The 15,651-nt window shown below is 51.7% G+C and carries 13 protein-coding genes and 1 pseudogene; 5 read left to right on the top strand and 9 right to left on the bottom strand.

What is annotated here, in order from left to right; all coding sequences use genetic code 11:
- From HMPREF2907_RS11850 to HMPREF2907_RS06200, 8 genes and pseudogenes are all read right to left on the bottom strand, one after another.
- Positions 1 to 336, bottom strand: a pseudogene (locus HMPREF2907_RS11850) (IS30 family transposase); the annotation flags it as partial.
- An 88-nt stretch (positions 337 to 424) separates the two neighbouring features.
- Positions 425 to 1,147, bottom strand: coding sequence for a thermonuclease family protein (locus tag HMPREF2907_RS06170; RefSeq protein WP_070681227.1), 723 nt, complete (start codon positions 1,145 to 1,147; stop codon positions 425 to 427).
- A 69-nt stretch (positions 1,148 to 1,216) separates the two neighbouring features.
- On the bottom strand, positions 1,217 to 1,888 hold the full coding sequence (rpiA, locus tag HMPREF2907_RS06175; RefSeq protein ID WP_070681230.1) for a ribose-5-phosphate isomerase RpiA: 672 nt from the start codon (positions 1,886 to 1,888) through the stop codon (positions 1,217 to 1,219).
- Positions 1,889 to 1,958: 70 nt separating this feature from the next.
- Complete coding sequence (gene ispF, locus HMPREF2907_RS06180) at positions 1,959 to 2,438, bottom strand: 2-C-methyl-D-erythritol 2,4-cyclodiphosphate synthase (RefSeq protein WP_070681233.1); 480 nt, start codon at positions 2,436 to 2,438, stop codon at positions 1,959 to 1,961.
- Positions 2,439 to 2,689: 251 nt separating this feature from the next.
- Complete coding sequence (gene ilvD / locus HMPREF2907_RS06185; protein ID WP_070681237.1) at positions 2,690 to 4,549, bottom strand: dihydroxy-acid dehydratase; 1,860 nt, start codon at positions 4,547 to 4,549, stop codon at positions 2,690 to 2,692.
- Between the two features lie 304 nt (positions 4,550 to 4,853).
- Complete coding sequence (locus HMPREF2907_RS06190; protein WP_070681240.1) at positions 4,854 to 6,308, bottom strand: LutB/LldF family L-lactate oxidation iron-sulfur protein; 1,455 nt, start codon at positions 6,306 to 6,308, stop codon at positions 4,854 to 4,856.
- The gene (locus tag HMPREF2907_RS06195; protein ID WP_070681243.1) at positions 6,305 to 7,006 is read right to left on the bottom strand and encodes a LutC/YkgG family protein; all 702 of its coding nucleotides are present in this window, start codon (positions 7,004 to 7,006) and stop codon (positions 6,305 to 6,307) included. Before HMPREF2907_RS06195 ends, HMPREF2907_RS06190 begins: the two co-directional genes overlap by 4 nt.
- Positions 7,003 to 7,782: a (Fe-S)-binding protein gene (locus tag HMPREF2907_RS06200; protein ID WP_003743122.1), complete on the bottom strand. Its 780-nt coding sequence runs from the start codon at positions 7,780 to 7,782 to the stop codon at positions 7,003 to 7,005. The genes HMPREF2907_RS06195 and HMPREF2907_RS06200 overlap by 4 nt, the downstream gene beginning before the upstream one ends.
- 426 nt (positions 7,783 to 8,208) lie before the next feature.
- Between HMPREF2907_RS06200 and HMPREF2907_RS06205 the strand changes: the two genes are divergently transcribed.
- Positions 8,209 to 9,618 (top strand): MFS transporter, encoded by a 1,410-nt coding sequence (locus HMPREF2907_RS06205; RefSeq protein WP_070681246.1) that lies wholly within the window; start codon positions 8,209 to 8,211, stop codon positions 9,616 to 9,618.
- Between the two features lie 286 nt (positions 9,619 to 9,904).
- Positions 9,905 to 11,458, top strand: a complete 1,554-nt coding sequence (locus HMPREF2907_RS06210; RefSeq protein ID WP_070681271.1) for a YdgA family protein — start codon at positions 9,905 to 9,907, stop codon at positions 11,456 to 11,458.
- A 51-nt stretch (positions 11,459 to 11,509) separates the two neighbouring features.
- On the opposite strand, the gene HMPREF2907_RS06215 is transcribed toward HMPREF2907_RS06210, so the two are convergent.
- The gene (locus HMPREF2907_RS06215; protein ID WP_070681249.1) at positions 11,510 to 13,051 is read right to left on the bottom strand and encodes an L-lactate MFS transporter; all 1,542 of its coding nucleotides are present in this window, start codon (positions 13,049 to 13,051) and stop codon (positions 11,510 to 11,512) included.
- A gap of 183 nt (positions 13,052 to 13,234) precedes the next feature.
- Between HMPREF2907_RS06215 and HMPREF2907_RS06220 the strand changes: the two genes are divergently transcribed.
- From HMPREF2907_RS06220 to hemB, 3 genes are all read left to right on the top strand, one after another.
- Positions 13,235 to 13,501: a hypothetical protein gene (locus HMPREF2907_RS06220; RefSeq protein WP_070681252.1), complete on the top strand. Its 267-nt coding sequence runs from the start codon at positions 13,235 to 13,237 to the stop codon at positions 13,499 to 13,501.
- A 138-nt stretch (positions 13,502 to 13,639) separates the two neighbouring features.
- Positions 13,640 to 14,365, top strand: a complete 726-nt coding sequence (locus HMPREF2907_RS06225) for a hypothetical protein (protein WP_070442011.1) — start codon at positions 13,640 to 13,642, stop codon at positions 14,363 to 14,365.
- A gap of 153 nt (positions 14,366 to 14,518) precedes the next feature.
- Positions 14,519 to 15,520, top strand: a complete 1,002-nt coding sequence (gene hemB / locus HMPREF2907_RS06230; RefSeq protein WP_070681255.1) for a porphobilinogen synthase — start codon at positions 14,519 to 14,521, stop codon at positions 15,518 to 15,520.
- Positions 15,521 to 15,651 lie beyond the last annotated feature (131 nt).

Here is a 15,651-nt window from a genome sequence, read left to right on the forward strand (position 1 = left end):
TACCCTAATGGCCGCCCGGGCAGTATCTTCAGCCTTTAAGTTATCCAATTTGCTGATGATGGTGTCGGCTTCCCAATCGCCGATGTGGGATTTTTAGTCGACGACGGCGGGTCGGTTTTCTATGCGGTTGCGCACTTTGCATCTGAGTTTGTGGCAGATAAGGGGGGCGATGCGCTGAATCAGCTGCGAATCGAGCTTATAGGGTTTTCGCTTGCGCTGTTTGGTAAGGCGGCTTTGCCGTTGTGCGTTTTCGGCACTGTATTGCTGTCCTTTGATGCAGTGCCGCTTGATTTCGCGGCTGATGGTGCTTTTGTGGCGGTTGATCTGTTTGGCGATTCTGTTATGGAAAGTTGCATTTCATTCAAATGCGAACCCGCCGTCGTCTGAAAAGTTTTCAGACGACTTCTTGCTTTATATTTCCTTCTTACCAAATCCCCAACCATTTTTCTTCCGATTTTGAGTTTCCGCGTCCTTCTTGTGCTTCGCGTTCCTTTCTTCGGAAATCCCAGGGTGCTTGCGGATTTCTACCGCTCCACAAACCTTTACGTTTTTGTTTTGCCTGCTTTTGGGCGGCGGCGTAATCGGTATAGGCGGTTTTGCTTTGCTGTTTTCTGGCATAGCTGTCGTAATGCCATGCCGCGCCGTCGCGCAGCTGCATAAGGTTCAAATCGGTTGCTCCAACGGATACCTGCGCAACTTCGCGTTGGTAGCGGTCTTTTTCGAATACGCGTACTTTCACTTTTTTGCCGTCAGCCGCGGCAATAAGGTTGTCGCGCGAACGTGTGCCGTATGCCTGATTGATTTCGGGCGCGTCGATATACGCCATGCGGATTTTGTGTTTTGCACCGTCTCCGTCGATGACATGAAGGGTATCACCGTCGTGGATTTTGATGATTTTTCCGTGATAAGTATAGGGGGCTTTTTTATGTATGCCAGTCTTGTCCACTTCGTTTTCAGACGACTTTGGCCTGATTGTATCGGTCAGTAGCGCACCGACGGCCTCTAAGCCGAAATGACGGCTGTCTGTAATATCGGAAACAATCTGAACGCCTGATTGAACAAGTTCGGTATCGCGTGAGCTGTAACCCAATGCGCCCAATACAGACAGGAAAACGGGCAGCCATTTGAGCATGGTGGTGGTCTTCATAATTTGAGAATGATAAGGTCGTCTGAAAATCGATATTGGTTTTCAGACGACCTTTGCTGTTTATTGCCTTTAATTTTGTCCGGGCTTGATGACTTTGGCGCCCTGCTCTGTGCCCAAGATCAACAAATCCGCGGCATTGCGGGCGAAGATGCCGTTTTCGAGAACGCCGGTGATGCGGTTGATTTCATCTTCCATAGTCAGCGGACGGTCGATATTCAAGCCATAGACATCGACAATTTGGTTGCCGTGGAAGGTGGTGTAGTTCAGGCGCAATTCTGGCTGTCCGCCCATTGCCAAAAGTTTGCGCGACACCAGCGAACGCGCGCCGGGCAACACTTCTACGGGCAGCGGGAATTTGCCCAAACGCGAAACATATTTGCTCTCGTCGGCGATACAGATGAATTTGTCAGACGCACTGGCGACGACTTTTTCGTTTAAATGCGCGCCACCGCCGCCTTTAATCATTTGCAGCATATGGTTCACTTCGTCCGCACCGTCAACATAGACAGCCAGCCCCATCACATCATTCAGCGATACTTCGGGGATGTCGTATTGCGCCATCAGTTCGCTGGACTTTTTAGAAGTCGAAACCGCGCCTTTGATTTTTTTGCCGCTTTTGCCCAACGCTTCGATAAACATATTCACGGTCGAGCCGGAGCCGATGCCGATGTATTCGTTTTCGGGTACGAATTCCACCGCTTTCTCGGCGGCAATGCGCTTCAATTCGTCTTGAGTAGCCATGATTTCTCCTTAATGGGATGTCGGTTGATGGGCATATGTTAACATTTTCATGCCATTTGTGCTTGCCTGCTTACGCTTTTTCCAGCAACACCGCCGCCTGCGCCTCGATGGCTTCCATGCGTCCCAAATAGCCGAGTTTTTCGTTGGTTTTGCCTTTGATATTGATACAGGTCGTCTGAATCCCCAAATCGGCGGCAATGTTGGCACGCATGGCGGGAATGTGCGGCGCGAGTTTGGGCTTTTGCGCGATGATGGTCGTATCCACGTTCACAACACGCCAGCCTAAAGCCTGCACGCTTTGATACGCTTCACGCAACAATACGCGGCTGTCGGCATCTTTAAACTCGTCGGCAGTATCGGGGAAATGGCTGCCGATGTCGCCCAGACCCGCCGCGCCAAGTAAAGCGTCAGTAATCGCGTGCAACAGCGCGTCGGCATCGGAATGACCGAGCAGGCCTTTTTCAAACGGGATGTTTACGCCGCCGAGAATCAAATCGCGGCCTTCGACGAGTTGGTGGACATCGTAGCCTTGTCCGATACGGATATTCATGTTTTGTCCTTTTTTCAATGTCAGGTCGTCTGAAAAACGGGTTTCAGACGACCTGACATATGGGTATCAAAGTTTCGCAGCCTTTTGCCTAATTTTCCATCAGATACCCGCTTGAAACTTTTTCAACCGATACAAGCAATAAAATAAATCGCTGAGAGATAAGTCATGGATACGGTTTCGCCGTAAACATTGATTCAAACAGAAAAAAGGCAGGAGCGTTTCCGATGGCCTCCTGCCCGTAATATACCGAATCAACGCTCGATTTGCGATACGTCGCGCACCGCGCCTTTGTCGGCAGAGGTCGCCATGGCGCCGTAGGCACGTAGGGCGGCGGAGACGTAGCGGTCGCGGTTTTCCGGTTTCCACGCTTTGCTACCGCGTGCTTCCATTTCGGCGCGGCGGGCGGCGAGTTCTTCGCCGGACACTTTCAGGTTGATGCTGCGGTTAGGGATGTCGATTTCAATCGTATCGCCTTCGTGCACCAAACCGATAGCGCCGCCTTCCGCCGCTTCGGGTGAAGCGTGGCCGATGGAGAGGCCTGATGTGCCGCCGGAAAAGCGTCCGTCAGTCAGCAAGGCGCAGGCTTTGCCCAAGCCTTTGGATTTCAGGTAGGAAGTCGGGTACAGCATTTCCTGCATACCCGGGCCGCCTTTGGGGCCTTCGTAGCGGATGATGACGATGTCGCCGGCGACGATTTGGTTGCCCAAAATGCCTTCGACGGCGGCTTCTTGGCTTTCAAACACGCGGGCGCGGCCGGTGAATTTGAGGATGCTCTCGTCCACGCCTGCGGTTTTCACCACGCAGCCGCGTTCGGCGATGTTGCCGAACAAGACCGCCAAACCGCCGTCTTGCGAATAGGCGTGTTCGACGTTGCGGATGCAGCCTTTTTCGCGGTCGAGGTCGAGGGTTTTCCACATGCGGTTTTGCGAGAACGCTTGGGTGGTGCGCACGCCGCCTGGCGCGGCTTTGAAGCGTTCGATGGCGTGGGTGTTTTCGGGATTGGTCACGTCCCATTTTTCAATCGCGTCTTTCAGCGTCGGCGCGTGGATGGTGTACACGTCGGTGTGCAGTTTGCCCGCTTTGTCCAGTTCTTTCAGGATGGCAAAGATGCCGCCGGCGCGGTGTACGTCTTCCATGTAGTAGTCGTGGTTGTTGGGCGCGGTTTTGCAGATGCAGGGCACGACGCGGCTTAAGCGGTCGATGTCGGCCATTTTGAAATCCACGCCCGCTTCGTTGGCAACGGCGAGCAAATGCAGAATGGTGTTGGTAGAGCCGCCCATGGCGATGTCCATGGTCATGGCGTTTTCAAATGCTTTTTTGGTGGCGATGCTGCGCGGCAGCACGGTTTCGTCGTCTTGCTCGTAATAGCGTTTGGTGATTTCGACAATCATGCGGCCGGCTTCGAGGAACAATTCTTTGCGGCCGGCATGGGTGGCGAGGTAGGAGCCGTTGCCGGGCAGGGACAGGCCGAGCGCCTCAGTCAGACAGTTCATGGAGTTGGCGGTGAACATACCGGAGCAGGAGCCGCAGGTCGGGCAGGCGTTTTGTTCGACTTCTTCGACTTGCTGGTTGCTGACATTGTCGTCCGCCGATTCAATCATGGCGTCAATCAAGTCCAAGCGGCGTTCGGGCTGGATGTTGGCCACGCCGATGACCTTGCCCGCCTCCATCGGGCCGCCGGAAACGAAGATGGTCGGGATGTTCAGGCGCATGGCGGCAATCAGCATTCCCGGGGTGATTTTGTCGCAGTTGGAAATGCACACCAGCGCGTCGGCGCAGTGGGCGTTCACCATGTATTCGATGGAGTCGGCAATCAAATCTCGGCTGGGCAGGGAGTACAGCATGCCGCTGTGTCCCATGGCGATGCCGTCGTCGATGGCGATGGTGTTGAATTCTTTGGCGATTGCACCGGCTTTTTCAATCTCGCGGGCAACCAGTTGGCCCATGTTGTGCAGGTGGACATGTCCGGGCACGAATTGGGTGAACGAGTTGGCAACGGCGATGATGGGCTTGCCGAAGTCGGTTTCCATCACGCCGGTGGCACGCCACAATGCGCGCGCGCCCGCCATATTGCGGCCGTGGGTGGAGGTTTTGGAGCGGTAGTCTGGCATTTTGCATTCCTTTATTCATATGATAAGGCCGTACCTAACAGGCAGGCTTCGCATTCTGAAAATACGCTGAAATGATTGCCTGCGGCCTATAAAAATAGTTTGGTATTTTATACCAATTATGTTTGGCAAAGAACCGCTATTTTGTAATAAAACTAAGCAGTATTTGCTTATCCTGCATTTGCTTCAACAATAAACAGAAGGTCGTCTGAAATACTTTTCAGACGACCTTTATAACTTTTACAAGAAAAAAGCTTAGACACATATCATGTTCAGATATGGGTCATTACCCTTATGAATTTCAGCTTTACGCTTTTTCTTTTTGGCGCATTTTTTCCGCCATCATTTCATGCAGCGTTTTCTTGGCAGGTTTCATCGGAACGCGGTTGTCCGTCCAGCCCAGTTGTTTGCTCGGCGTCAATGCACGGAATTTGGTGGCCGCCCAACCGAAGGCACGGTAGGCTTTGCTGCCGCTGAAAATACCGTTGAATGTGCGCCATGCCATTTGTTCGCCGAAGGTATGCGATGCGCCTTGTCCGCGGATAGGATGCGGTACGACTTCGGTCGGTGAACGTTGCGCTTCAACACGCAAACGCTGCATTTGCTCGGTAATCGGGATACGTACCGGACAAACTTCCACACACGCGCCGCACATGGTACAGGCGGTCGGCAGGTCGCGGGTGGCATCCAGACCCAACAGGTGCGGGGAAATAATCTCGCCGATAGGGCCGGGGTAGGTTGTGCCGTATGCCGCGCCACCAATACGGGTATAAACCGGACAATGGTTCATACACGCGCCGCAACGGATACATTGCAAAGTGCGGCGCATTTGGTCTTCGGCATAAGCTTGGCTGCGTCCGTTGTCGAGCAGAACCAAGTGCATTTCCTGCGGACCATCCAGCTCTTCACTGCGGCGCGGACCGGTAATCATATTGAAATAGGTGGTAATGTTCTGACCAATGGCAGAACGCGGCAGCAGGCTGTATAAGGGAGGAATGTCGGACAATTTCGCCACAACTTTTTCAATACCGGTAATGGCGATATGCACGGGCGGTACGGTGGTGCTCAAGCGACCGTTGCCTTCGTTTTCCACCAGACACAGCGTACCTGTTTCTGCAACAGCGAAGTTTACGCCGCTCAAACCGACATCGGCAGTGCTGTAAATATCGCGCAGTGCTTTGCGGGCGAAGCCGGTCAGTTGGTCTACGTCGTCCGTTAACGGTGTGCCAAGATTTTGGTGGAAAAGTTCGCTAACCTGTTCTTTGGTTTTGTGAATGGCGGGCATCACGATATGGGTCGGTTTTTCGCCTGCCATTTGGACGATAAACTCACCCAAGTCGCTTTCCACCGCTTTAATGCCTTTTGCTTCAAGATAATGGTTCAGCTCGATTTCCTCGCTGACCATCGATTTGCCTTTGACCATCAGCTTACCGTTTTTGGCAGTAATGATGTCGTGGATGATTCCGCAGGCTTCGGCCGGCGTTTCCGCCCAATGTACTTTCACGCCCAGCTTAGTCAGGTTTTCTTCCAATTGCTCCAGCAGGGCGGGCAATTTAGACAATGAACGCTGACGGACGTGTTCGCACAAATCACGCAGGTTTTGCAACTCTTCTTCGTCGGACAAAACGGCTTTGCGCTTGGTCATCAGCATATCCATCGCGGTACGCAGACTCTTACGCAAAGGCTTGTCTTGAAGGGAAATTGCGGCGTTTTGTTTGAAAGTTTCCGGCTTCATGTGGAACTTGATGGTTTGCGTAGTCATGCGTTTTCCTCCAAATCGGCAGGGGAAATGTGGTCAGGCAGGATGGCGAGGATGACCAAATCACGCGGACCGTGTGCGCCATAAGCAAGCGTCAGTTGAATGTCTGCGGTTTTGGACGGGCCGGAAATCAGGAAAACATTGGTCGGCATACCGTTTTCCACCAGTTTTTCGCCTTCGACAGCGTTGTGAAATTCGTTATACATCTTCGCCGTATCAAACAGGCAGAAATGCACGGGCGGAACGAGGCTCAAAGTACGCGGTTCTTCGGGGCTGGAAAACAGCATCAGCGTACCGGTACGGGCGATGCCGCATTGCGAGCCGCTGAAGCCAGCATCGATGTTCGCGAAGAACTCGGTTTTCCAAGTATCGATTTCGCGCTCGAAAGCAATCGGTTCGATATTGCTGTCCACCAGCGCGGCACGGGCAATTTGTCCGTGTTCGGTCGCCAACGGCAGCAGGATGTTTTTCAAACCTTTGCCTTCGGCAGCTTGACGGAATACTTGCGGCCAGCCGGTTTTGGTCACCCAATAAATTTCGGTTTTGACGGCGCGCATAGCAGCAGCCCAATGTTTCAGTCGCTCAACTTCGTTGTCCCAAGAAACACCCATTTCACGGTAATAATCAAAAACCGCAGGCTCTTCCATCGGCAATGCGTCGGCTTTTTTCAGTTTTGCCAAAATATTTTCGCGCGCGCTCATGCTTTGCCTCCGGTGCGTTCCAACAAGAAGGATGCGATGTGTTTCGGACGCGGCATGTTCGGCTCGTCCTTAGCGATTTTGCCGCCGATGTTCATCATGCAGCCGCAGTCCGCGCTGATGATTTCGGTCGCGCCGGTTTCTTTCAGCGCGGCAACTTTGTCGGTTACCATCGCGCCGGAAATATCGGCTTGTTTGACGGAGAATGTACCGCCGAAGCCGCAGCATTCGCTTTCATGGTCGTGAACGATGCGTTCAACGTTTTCCATGCCGTCAATCAACTGCCAGCCTGAAATATGGACGTTCATTTCGCGGCGGGCGGCGCAGGAAGTGTGAACGGCGACTTTGACCGGCTCGCCTTTGTCTTCAGGCTTGTAGCCGATGGCAAGCAAGAAATGAGTAAACTCAATGATGCGGTTGGCACAATCAACCGCTTTGGATTCGTATTCTGTATTTTTAAACAGGGTAGGCCAGTGATGTTTCATCATGCCGCCGCACGAGCCGGACGGTACGACGATCGGCCAGTTTTCAGGGAAAAGGTCGAGTTGCGCTTTAGCGACATCAAACGCCTCGGTCGGATGGCCGGAAGAGTAGGCGGGTTGGCCGCAGCAGCTTTGCGCCATCGGGTAATGAACCCGTATACCTTGCTGCTCGATTAAAGTAATGGCATCCATGCCTGCTTCGGGCATGAAAAGATCGAGGACGCAGGTGCCGAAGAAATAGACATCTGTCGGCTTGCTGTCGAATGTAGTGATTTTGGGTGGGGTGATTGCGCTCATTTTTTCGTTAACGGGAGTACCCGTTTTTCTTTGTATAAATAGACGGCTACTTTAAGTAATTGAATGTAGGCGGTCAAGTATAATTTTAAAAAATAATATTGGAATCGGATAACTGCTAAGACCTAATACCCACATATCTTGAATCATCTTTTCATATGCCAATTATTATCATTACAATTAATCTCTAATATATTCATAATTAAACAATACCTAAAATAAATTTTTTCAAACACAAGCTACCACGACGATCATCATCCTATTCACTCAACTTTAAAGGTCGTCTGAACCTCATCACTTAAAAATACATTGATCAAACAATATTTTAAAACTGAATCAGATTTGCAATATTCTTTGCCAATAGCTGCCTTTTGCTACCCTTACCCTCTTTCAGACGACCTCCTGCCAAATCAGTTACAATTCATCCCTATGAACAAAACCGAATCAAACGTTTTGGAAACGCCGCCCGTCCGCCCGTCCCGATGGCTGCCCCTGCTGTTGGCGATTGCGATTTTCATGCAAATGCTGGACGCGACGATTCTGAACACCGCCCTACCCGAAATCGCCAAAGATTTCAATGTATCGCCGCTCAATATGCAGCTGGCGGCGATTTCCTATACGCTGACCGTTGCCCTGCTGATTCCTTTAAGCGGCTATTTGGTGGACAGGTTCGGCACTAAAAACGTATTTTTCGGTTCAATCGGCATTTTTATGCTCGGATCGGCATTGTGTGCGGCGGCAGCCAATCTGCCCATGCTGGTGATGGCGCGGGTGATTCAGGGCATAGGCGGGTCGATGTTGGTACCCGTACCGCGCCTGACGATTTTGCGCGTGTACGACAAATCCCAACTCTTAAACGCCATCAACTATGCCGTAATGCCCGCGCTGATCGGTCCGATATTCGGACCTTTGGTCGGCGGCTATTTGGTCGAATACGCATCTTGGCATTGGATTTTCCTGATGAACCTGCCCATAGGGCTGCTCGGCGTTTTGCTGGGCTGGCGGATTATGCCCGATGTCAAAGGCGAAAATACGGTTCTGGACTTGAGTGGCTACCTGACTTTCGCTTCGGCGGCGTGTCTCTTGATGTTGGCGGTGGAAATGGTGTCCCATTCTGGTGCGGTTTGGTTTTCACTCCTACTCGCGCCCGGAGGCACGGCATTCGCCCTGCTCTACTACCGCCACATGAAAACCGCCGCCAACCCGATTTATGCGGCGGATTTGTTCCAAGTCCGCACTTTCCGGCTGGGTCTGACAGGCAATCTGTTCAGCCGGCTCGGCATCAGTTCCATCCCCTTTTTGCTGCCGCTATTGTTTCAAGTCGCGTTCGGCTTTGCCGCCAGCGTATCCGGCTGGCTGGTCGCGCCCGTCGCTTTCGCCTCGCTTGTTGTCAAACCGCTCATCAAGCCCCTGATGTCGCGCTTCGGCTACCGCAGCGTGTTGATTTGGAACACGCGCCTCCTCGCCATACTGATTATGCTGCTTGCCCTACCCGACGCCGACACGTCCTTAAGCGTATGGATAGTCTTGCTGCTCCTCATCGGCACCTGCAACTCCATCCAGTTTTCCGCCATGAACACCCTGACCATCGCCGACCTGCGCGCGCACCAAACCGGCAGCGGCAACAGCCTGATGGCGGTCAACCAACAACTCGCCATCAGCCTCGGCATTGCGCTCGGCGCGCTTATCCTGCAAAACTGGTCGCAAAGCAGCCTCACCGCAGGCAACCTCCATCTCTCATTCCGCCTCACCCTGCTTTCCATCGGCTTGATTACACTCGTCTCCAGTACCATATTCAGCCGCCTGCACATTTCCGACGGACGCAACCTAACCGACTGAACATTTCCCCAACCTTAAAGGTCGTCTGAAAGATATTCCACGCTTTTACCCGCACCACCCATCCGTCAAAGCAACTGACGGAAACAGTAAAAACTGCATTTGAACATCATTTGAAACCTAATACAGACATATCCAAACACTACCCGCCAACACCTACCGAACAATCGAAAAAACAGCCCAAAATTTTTCAGACGCCCCATATTCTTCACAGGAAGCCGCCACACTGAAAAGACAAGCAAAGCAAAAAATGCTATGCTTAATGCTTTCAATCTGTGTGTCTGAAGCAATGAAAAAGTATCTTATCCCGGTTGCTGCCGTAGCCGTAGCCGCCGTACTTGGCACCCCCTACTACCTCGGCATCAAAGCAGAGGAAAGCCTTACCGCACAACAAAAACTCTTACAAGACTCCGGTTTTCTGACCGTAGAATCGCATCAATACGAACGCGGCTGGTTCAGCGCAACGGAAACCACCGTTATCCGCCTAAAGCCTACCCTTCTTCAAAATACGCAAAAATACCTGCCCGACAACCTGAAAACCATCCTGCAAGAGCCGATTACGGTTATCAACCACATCAGCCACGGACCGTTTGCCGGCGACATAGGCACTCAGGCGCACATCGAAACCGAGTTCAAATATCACCCTGAAACCGAAAAAGCATTGTCGCGCTTCTTCGGCAAACAAACGCCGGTAACGATGAGCAACACCATCTATTTCAGCGGCAGCGGCAAGCTGGATTTGAGTATCCCCGCTTTCGATTACGAAGAGCTTTCCGGCATCAAGCTGAACTGGAAAGGTCTGAGCGGGCATACCGACTATAAAAAAGATTTCCAAAGTTACAGCCATGACTATCTGGCTCCCTCCCTTCAAGTCAAGCTGGCGGACAAGGGCGACATTTCTCTGGAAAACCTACATTTCCAATCTGAAACCACAAGCGGCCTCAACAAACTGTCTTTAGGCAAAAGCAGCACTACGCTGGATAAATTCCTGCTCCAGTGGAAAGACAACATCGATTACAACATCAAGCTGAATGAATTGGTGAACCTGGTTACCAATCTACAAATCGGCGCGTTTATCAATCCGACAGGCAGCATCCCTCCGTCAAAAATCGAAGTAAGCAAACTGAAATTTGAAACCGATACTCACGAAGCGGACAAATTCATCAACAGCGAAGGCCGCTTCCAATTTCAAGACCTGACTTACGGCGATGAAAAATACGGCCCGTTGGACATCAATATTGCCGCCGAACACTTGGATGCCTCCGGCCTTCTTGCGCTGAAAAACAAATTTGCCGAAATCGCAGATAAAAAAATGAGCGAAGAAGAAATCCAAAACGCCTTGATACAGACTGCCAAGAACGAGGCTTCAAGCCTGTTTACCAATAATCCTATCTTGAATGTTAAAACCTTCAAATTCACGATGCCTCAAGGCGATGTCGATGTCAGCGGCAAACTGCTGTTTAAAGGTTTGGTAGTAAAAGATTTGAACAGCCTCAGCGATATGCTGAAAAAAACCGAAGCCGGATTTGACATGGCGGTTCCGCAAAAACTGCTCGAACAACTGGCAATCAGTCAGGCACGCAGCATTTTCAGCGTCAATCCCGACGATGAGGCAAATGGGCAGGCAGGTATCGAAGACGTTACCGAGACCCTGCGGCTGATGGTGGACAGCACCATTCGCAGCATGGCGGACGAAAAATATCTGACGCTGGAAAACGGTACGGTCAAAACCAAGATGACTTTGCAAAACGGTGAACTGAAGCTCAACGGCAAAGTCCTTCAAAGCGATCCCGAACCGGATTTTGATGAGACGGATATGGTTTCCGAACCATCCCATCCATAAACCGAAAGGTCGTCTGAAAATTCAGACGGCCTTTTTCTCATCAATCCGCTTTTAATGGAACAACCCCAATGCCTTGACGAACACCATCACCACGCCGTAAACCAGCGGGATGCCGACCAAAGCCCAACGCCACCAAACCGAAAAACCGCCTGCTGCAACTTTTTCCTGTAGCAAGTAGGCATCGGAAACGGCGGTTTCGTCATCGGGATTGCCGCTGTGCGCTGCTGTTTTGATGTCGGTTTCATGGTGTTTCTCATGAACCGATCTGACAGCAAGGTTGCACAGCAAACCGACAATCAACAATCCCGCCATGATATACATGGTAACGCCATATGCCTGCGCGGCGGGAACACCGCTGTCGATTTGGCTTTGGCGGATGTAGTTCACCAAGACCGGACCGATCACGGCAGCGGTTGACCACGCCAACAAAATACGTCCGTGAATTGCGCCGACCTGATAAGTGCCGAACAAGTCTTTCAAATAAGCCGGAATCGCGGCAAAACCGCCGCCATACATGGAAATGATGACGCAGAATCCAATAATAAACAAAGCCTTGTTTCCACTCTCGCCAATGGACGGAACGGCAAAATACAGCAGCGAACCGAGTACGAAAAAGATGGTGTAGGTATTTTTACGTCCGAGTTTGTCGGAAACGCTGGACCATAAAAACCGTCCGCCCATATTGAACAGGCTCAAAAGGCTGACGAAACCTGCCGCCGCCCCTGCGCCGATTGCCGCTTGTTTACCGACCGAAGCCTCTGAAAACAGCTCCTGAATCATGACCGAAGCCTGCCCCAAAACGCCGATACCGGCAGTCACGTTCAGGCACAACACCCAAAACAAAAGCCAAAATTGCGGCGTTTTCATCGCTTGGGAAACATTGACATGATTGCTGCTGACCAGCTTGTTTTTCACTTTCGGCGCGACATAGCCTTCAGGTTTCCAACCTTCTGCCGGCACGCGGATGGTGAATGCGCCGAACATCATCAACACAAGGTAAAACAGCCCCAAAACGACAAAAGTCGGTGCGACGCCGACCGACACGTCGTCTGAAAACGCATTCATTAACGATACGGACAACGGCGAGGCAAGCATCGCACCGCCGCCGAACCCCATAATCGCCAAACCCGTCGCCATGCCCGGTTTGTCGGGAAACCACTTCATCAAAGTGGACACAGGCCCGATATAGCCCAACCCCAAGCCTATACCGCCGATCACGCCGTTGCCCAAATAGAGGAGAAACAGATTATGCGTACTGACGCCGAGTGCCGACACAAAAAAGCCCAAGCTGAAACAGCACGCCGCGACAAACATCGCCTTGCGCGGGCCGACACGCTCCATCCAAGTGCCGAACAAAGCAGCAGACGCGCCCAACATAGCCAGCGCGATACTGAAAATCCAGCCCACAGTCGTCAGCTTCCAATCCCCGGCTGCCGATTCGGTAATGCCGATAAGCTTGGTCAGCGGCGCGTTAAACACGGAATACGCATAAATCTGCCCGATGGCAAGATGCACCGCTAAAGCGGCAGGCGGCACCAGCCAACGGTTGAAACCCGGCTTGGCAATCGTCGCCTCACGGTCTAAAAATTTCATAAAAGCCTCTTGATGTCTAATGAAAAACAGCGTTCTCCGCGAGGAAAACGCCTTAAATTGTTGACAATATTGTACCATGCTTCCGCATGGGCTTTACTCCGCTTAACATGAGTTTTTTGAGTAAGAAAGAGAAAAATCATTCATAATATGCACTTACTCCCACCTAATCATGCACGCTCCAACATGACTTTTATCGCCCTTACCAATATTTTCCTGATTGTCTTATTTGTTTTCACTATGCTGTTCGTTCGGTGGCGCAACCGTAAACTCAAGCAGGCATACCTCGCACGGATTCTGAAACAGCCCGAAACTTTCGAATGGCTCTCACACAATCTGAGCGGCGATGAGGTCAAAGATATTCAAGCAATCCACACACATTTTGGTTTGCCATTACAGGAATCCAAACAACTCATTAATATTTTTCGCAGTCAAAATCCCGGCAAAATGTAACGCCCATTTTCAGACGACCTCGACCTTCCCATTAAGCAACCATTCAAGCCCAAATCCCTCCGCTTGAAAAATATTTTGCTATTGTCTGCATTTTTATGTTAAATAACGTAATCTGTCACTAAACAATAATATTTTATTATGGCAAACATGAAACTCAAAACACATACTTCTTACATCCTGCTCGCTTCCGCATTGCTTTCCGGCTGCCATACTTATCAGGTAGACCAAAGCCGTCGCAGCAAAATCGCGCAATTTGCCATCAACCACCCTGTTGCGGCGCAAGTGATCGGCGTTGAAGACAAAAACTCGACTAACCTAACCAGCAACGCCGCACGCTTTGCCACCCGGACCGGTTTAGACGACCTCGCCAACGGCGAAGGACGCGGGACACAGGTCAATGCCGTCCGTCAGGCCTTATGGCAGGCCGCTATTTCCTCTCAATTCGACAGCGAAATTGCCAACAGGGCCGGCAATGCCTACCTGTCCGACATGGAAATTCGAGAGGGTAAAACCGATTATTACAGCCGTTTCCTTGCCGACCAAGCCGTCGATCAGCGCAACAACCGTATCGGACGCAGTATCGGCAGCGGCAAGCCCGGTGCGGACATGAAAGCACTCCTGCAAAGCGTTTTGTTCTACTACCACAAGGTAGGACTGTGGACTGCCTCCGAAGTTAAAGCCTCCGGCCGCAAAGTATGGAGAATCAGCCAAGAAAAATTAAGTGAAGCAGAATACCGCCGCGCTTTGAAAAACATCGCTCCGCTGAACACCAACGGAATGTTGCCGAACGAACAAAACCTCAAAACAGATACGTTCAAAGAAATTAAAAAAACAGTCAAAGTGATTACCAAAGTCGAAGACTGATTCGTATCAACATTCTATCTACTGCTTCAGTAATCCCCCAAAACGGCGTAAACTGTCGCAAACCCATTTTCAGACGACCCCTGCTTACAAAGAGGTCGTCTGAAAACATTTCTCCTGCCGATTCAGCCGTTTCCAGAAGGACAAAGGACGATTATGAATTTCCCACCGCGTTACGTTTCCGCCACCCGTATGCGCCGCATGCGCAAAGACGACTTTTCCCGCCGCCTGATGCGCGAACACACCCTGACCGCAGACGATTTGATTTACCCCGTCTTCGTACTCGAAGGCAGCAATCAGGAAGAAGCCGTCCCCTCCATGCCTGGCGTGAAGCGGCAAAGCCTGGACAAATTATTGTTCACCGCCGAAGAAGCCCTCAAACTCGGCATCCCCATGCTGGCACTCTTCCCCGTCGTTACCCGAAACAAAACCGAATTAGCGGAAGAAGCCTACAACCCCGAAGGACTCGTACCGACCGTCGTGCGCACCCTGCGCGAGAAATTCCCCGAACTCGGCATCATGACCGACGTCGCCCTCGACCCCTACACCATCCACGGGCAAGACGGGCTGACCGATGCGAACGGCTACGTCCTCAACGACGAAACCATCGAAGTTTTGGTGAAACAAGCCTTGTGCCACGCCGACGCAGGCGCGCAAGTCGTCGCCCCGTCCGACATGATGGACGGACGCATCCTCGCCATCCGCGAAGCCCTTGAAGACGCAGGACACATCCACACCCGCATCATGGCGTATTCAGCCAAATATGCTTCCGCATTTTACGGCCCGTTCCGCGATGCGGTCGGCAGTTCCGGCAATTTGGGCAAAGCCGACAAGAAAACCTACCAAATGGACCCCGCCAACACCGACGAAGCCCTGCACGAAGTCGCCCTCGACATTCAGGAAGGCGCGGATATGGTGATGGTCAAACCCGGACTGCCCTATCTTGACGTTGTCCGCCGCGTCAAAGACGAGTTCGGCGTACCAACCTACGCCTACCAGGTTTCCGGCGAATACGCCATGCTTCAAGCCGCGATTCAAAACGGCTGGTTGGACGGTGAAAAAGTCATACTCGAAAGCCTGCTCGCCTTCAAACGCGCCGGTGCCGACGGCATCTTGACCTATTACGCCGTCGAAGCAGCCAAATTACTGGAAAAATAAAACACAAATGACAGCATTGGTTTTCCTGTAAATTATCCCAATGCCGGATATTGTGAAGCCGACAAAAGGCTGATTGAAAGGCAAAAGGTCGTCTGAAAATTTGAACTGCACCCCAAAAGTTGGACACATCC

It is taken from the genome of Neisseria sp. HMSC055H02 (assembly GCF_001813335.1).
GTDB classification, from domain to species: Bacteria; Pseudomonadota; Gammaproteobacteria; order Burkholderiales; family Neisseriaceae; genus Neisseria; species Neisseria sicca_C.

Coding starts and splice junctions, on each gene's coding strand:
- HMPREF2907_RS06170 (WP_070681227.1), bottom strand. CDS start 1,147: ATGAAGACCACCACCATGCTCAAATGGCTGCCCGTTTTCCTGTCTGTA.
- rpiA (WP_070681230.1), bottom strand. CDS start 1,888: ATGGCTACTCAAGACGAATTGAAGCGCATTGCCGCCGAGAAAGCGGTG.
- ispF (WP_070681233.1), bottom strand. CDS start 2,438: ATGAATATCCGTATCGGACAAGGCTACGATGTCCACCAACTCGTCGAA.
- ilvD (WP_070681237.1), bottom strand. CDS start 4,549: ATGCCAGACTACCGCTCCAAAACCTCCACCCACGGCCGCAATATGGCG.
- HMPREF2907_RS06190 (WP_070681240.1), bottom strand. CDS start 6,308: ATGACTACGCAAACCATCAAGTTCCACATGAAGCCGGAAACTTTCAAA.
- HMPREF2907_RS06195 (WP_070681243.1), bottom strand. CDS start 7,006: ATGAGCGCGCGCGAAAATATTTTGGCAAAACTGAAAAAAGCCGACGCA.
- HMPREF2907_RS06200 (WP_003743122.1), bottom strand. CDS start 7,782: ATGAGCGCAATCACCCCACCCAAAATCACTACATTCGACAGCAAGCCG.
- HMPREF2907_RS06205 (WP_070681246.1), top strand. CDS start 8,209: ATGAACAAAACCGAATCAAACGTTTTGGAAACGCCGCCCGTCCGCCCG.
- HMPREF2907_RS06210 (WP_070681271.1), top strand. CDS start 9,905: ATGAAAAAGTATCTTATCCCGGTTGCTGCCGTAGCCGTAGCCGCCGTA.
- HMPREF2907_RS06215 (WP_070681249.1), bottom strand. CDS start 13,051: ATGAAATTTTTAGACCGTGAGGCGACGATTGCCAAGCCGGGTTTCAAC.
- HMPREF2907_RS06220 (WP_070681252.1), top strand. CDS start 13,235: ATGACTTTTATCGCCCTTACCAATATTTTCCTGATTGTCTTATTTGTT.
- HMPREF2907_RS06225 (WP_070442011.1), top strand. CDS start 13,640: ATGGCAAACATGAAACTCAAAACACATACTTCTTACATCCTGCTCGCT.
- hemB (WP_070681255.1), top strand. CDS start 14,519: ATGAATTTCCCACCGCGTTACGTTTCCGCCACCCGTATGCGCCGCATG.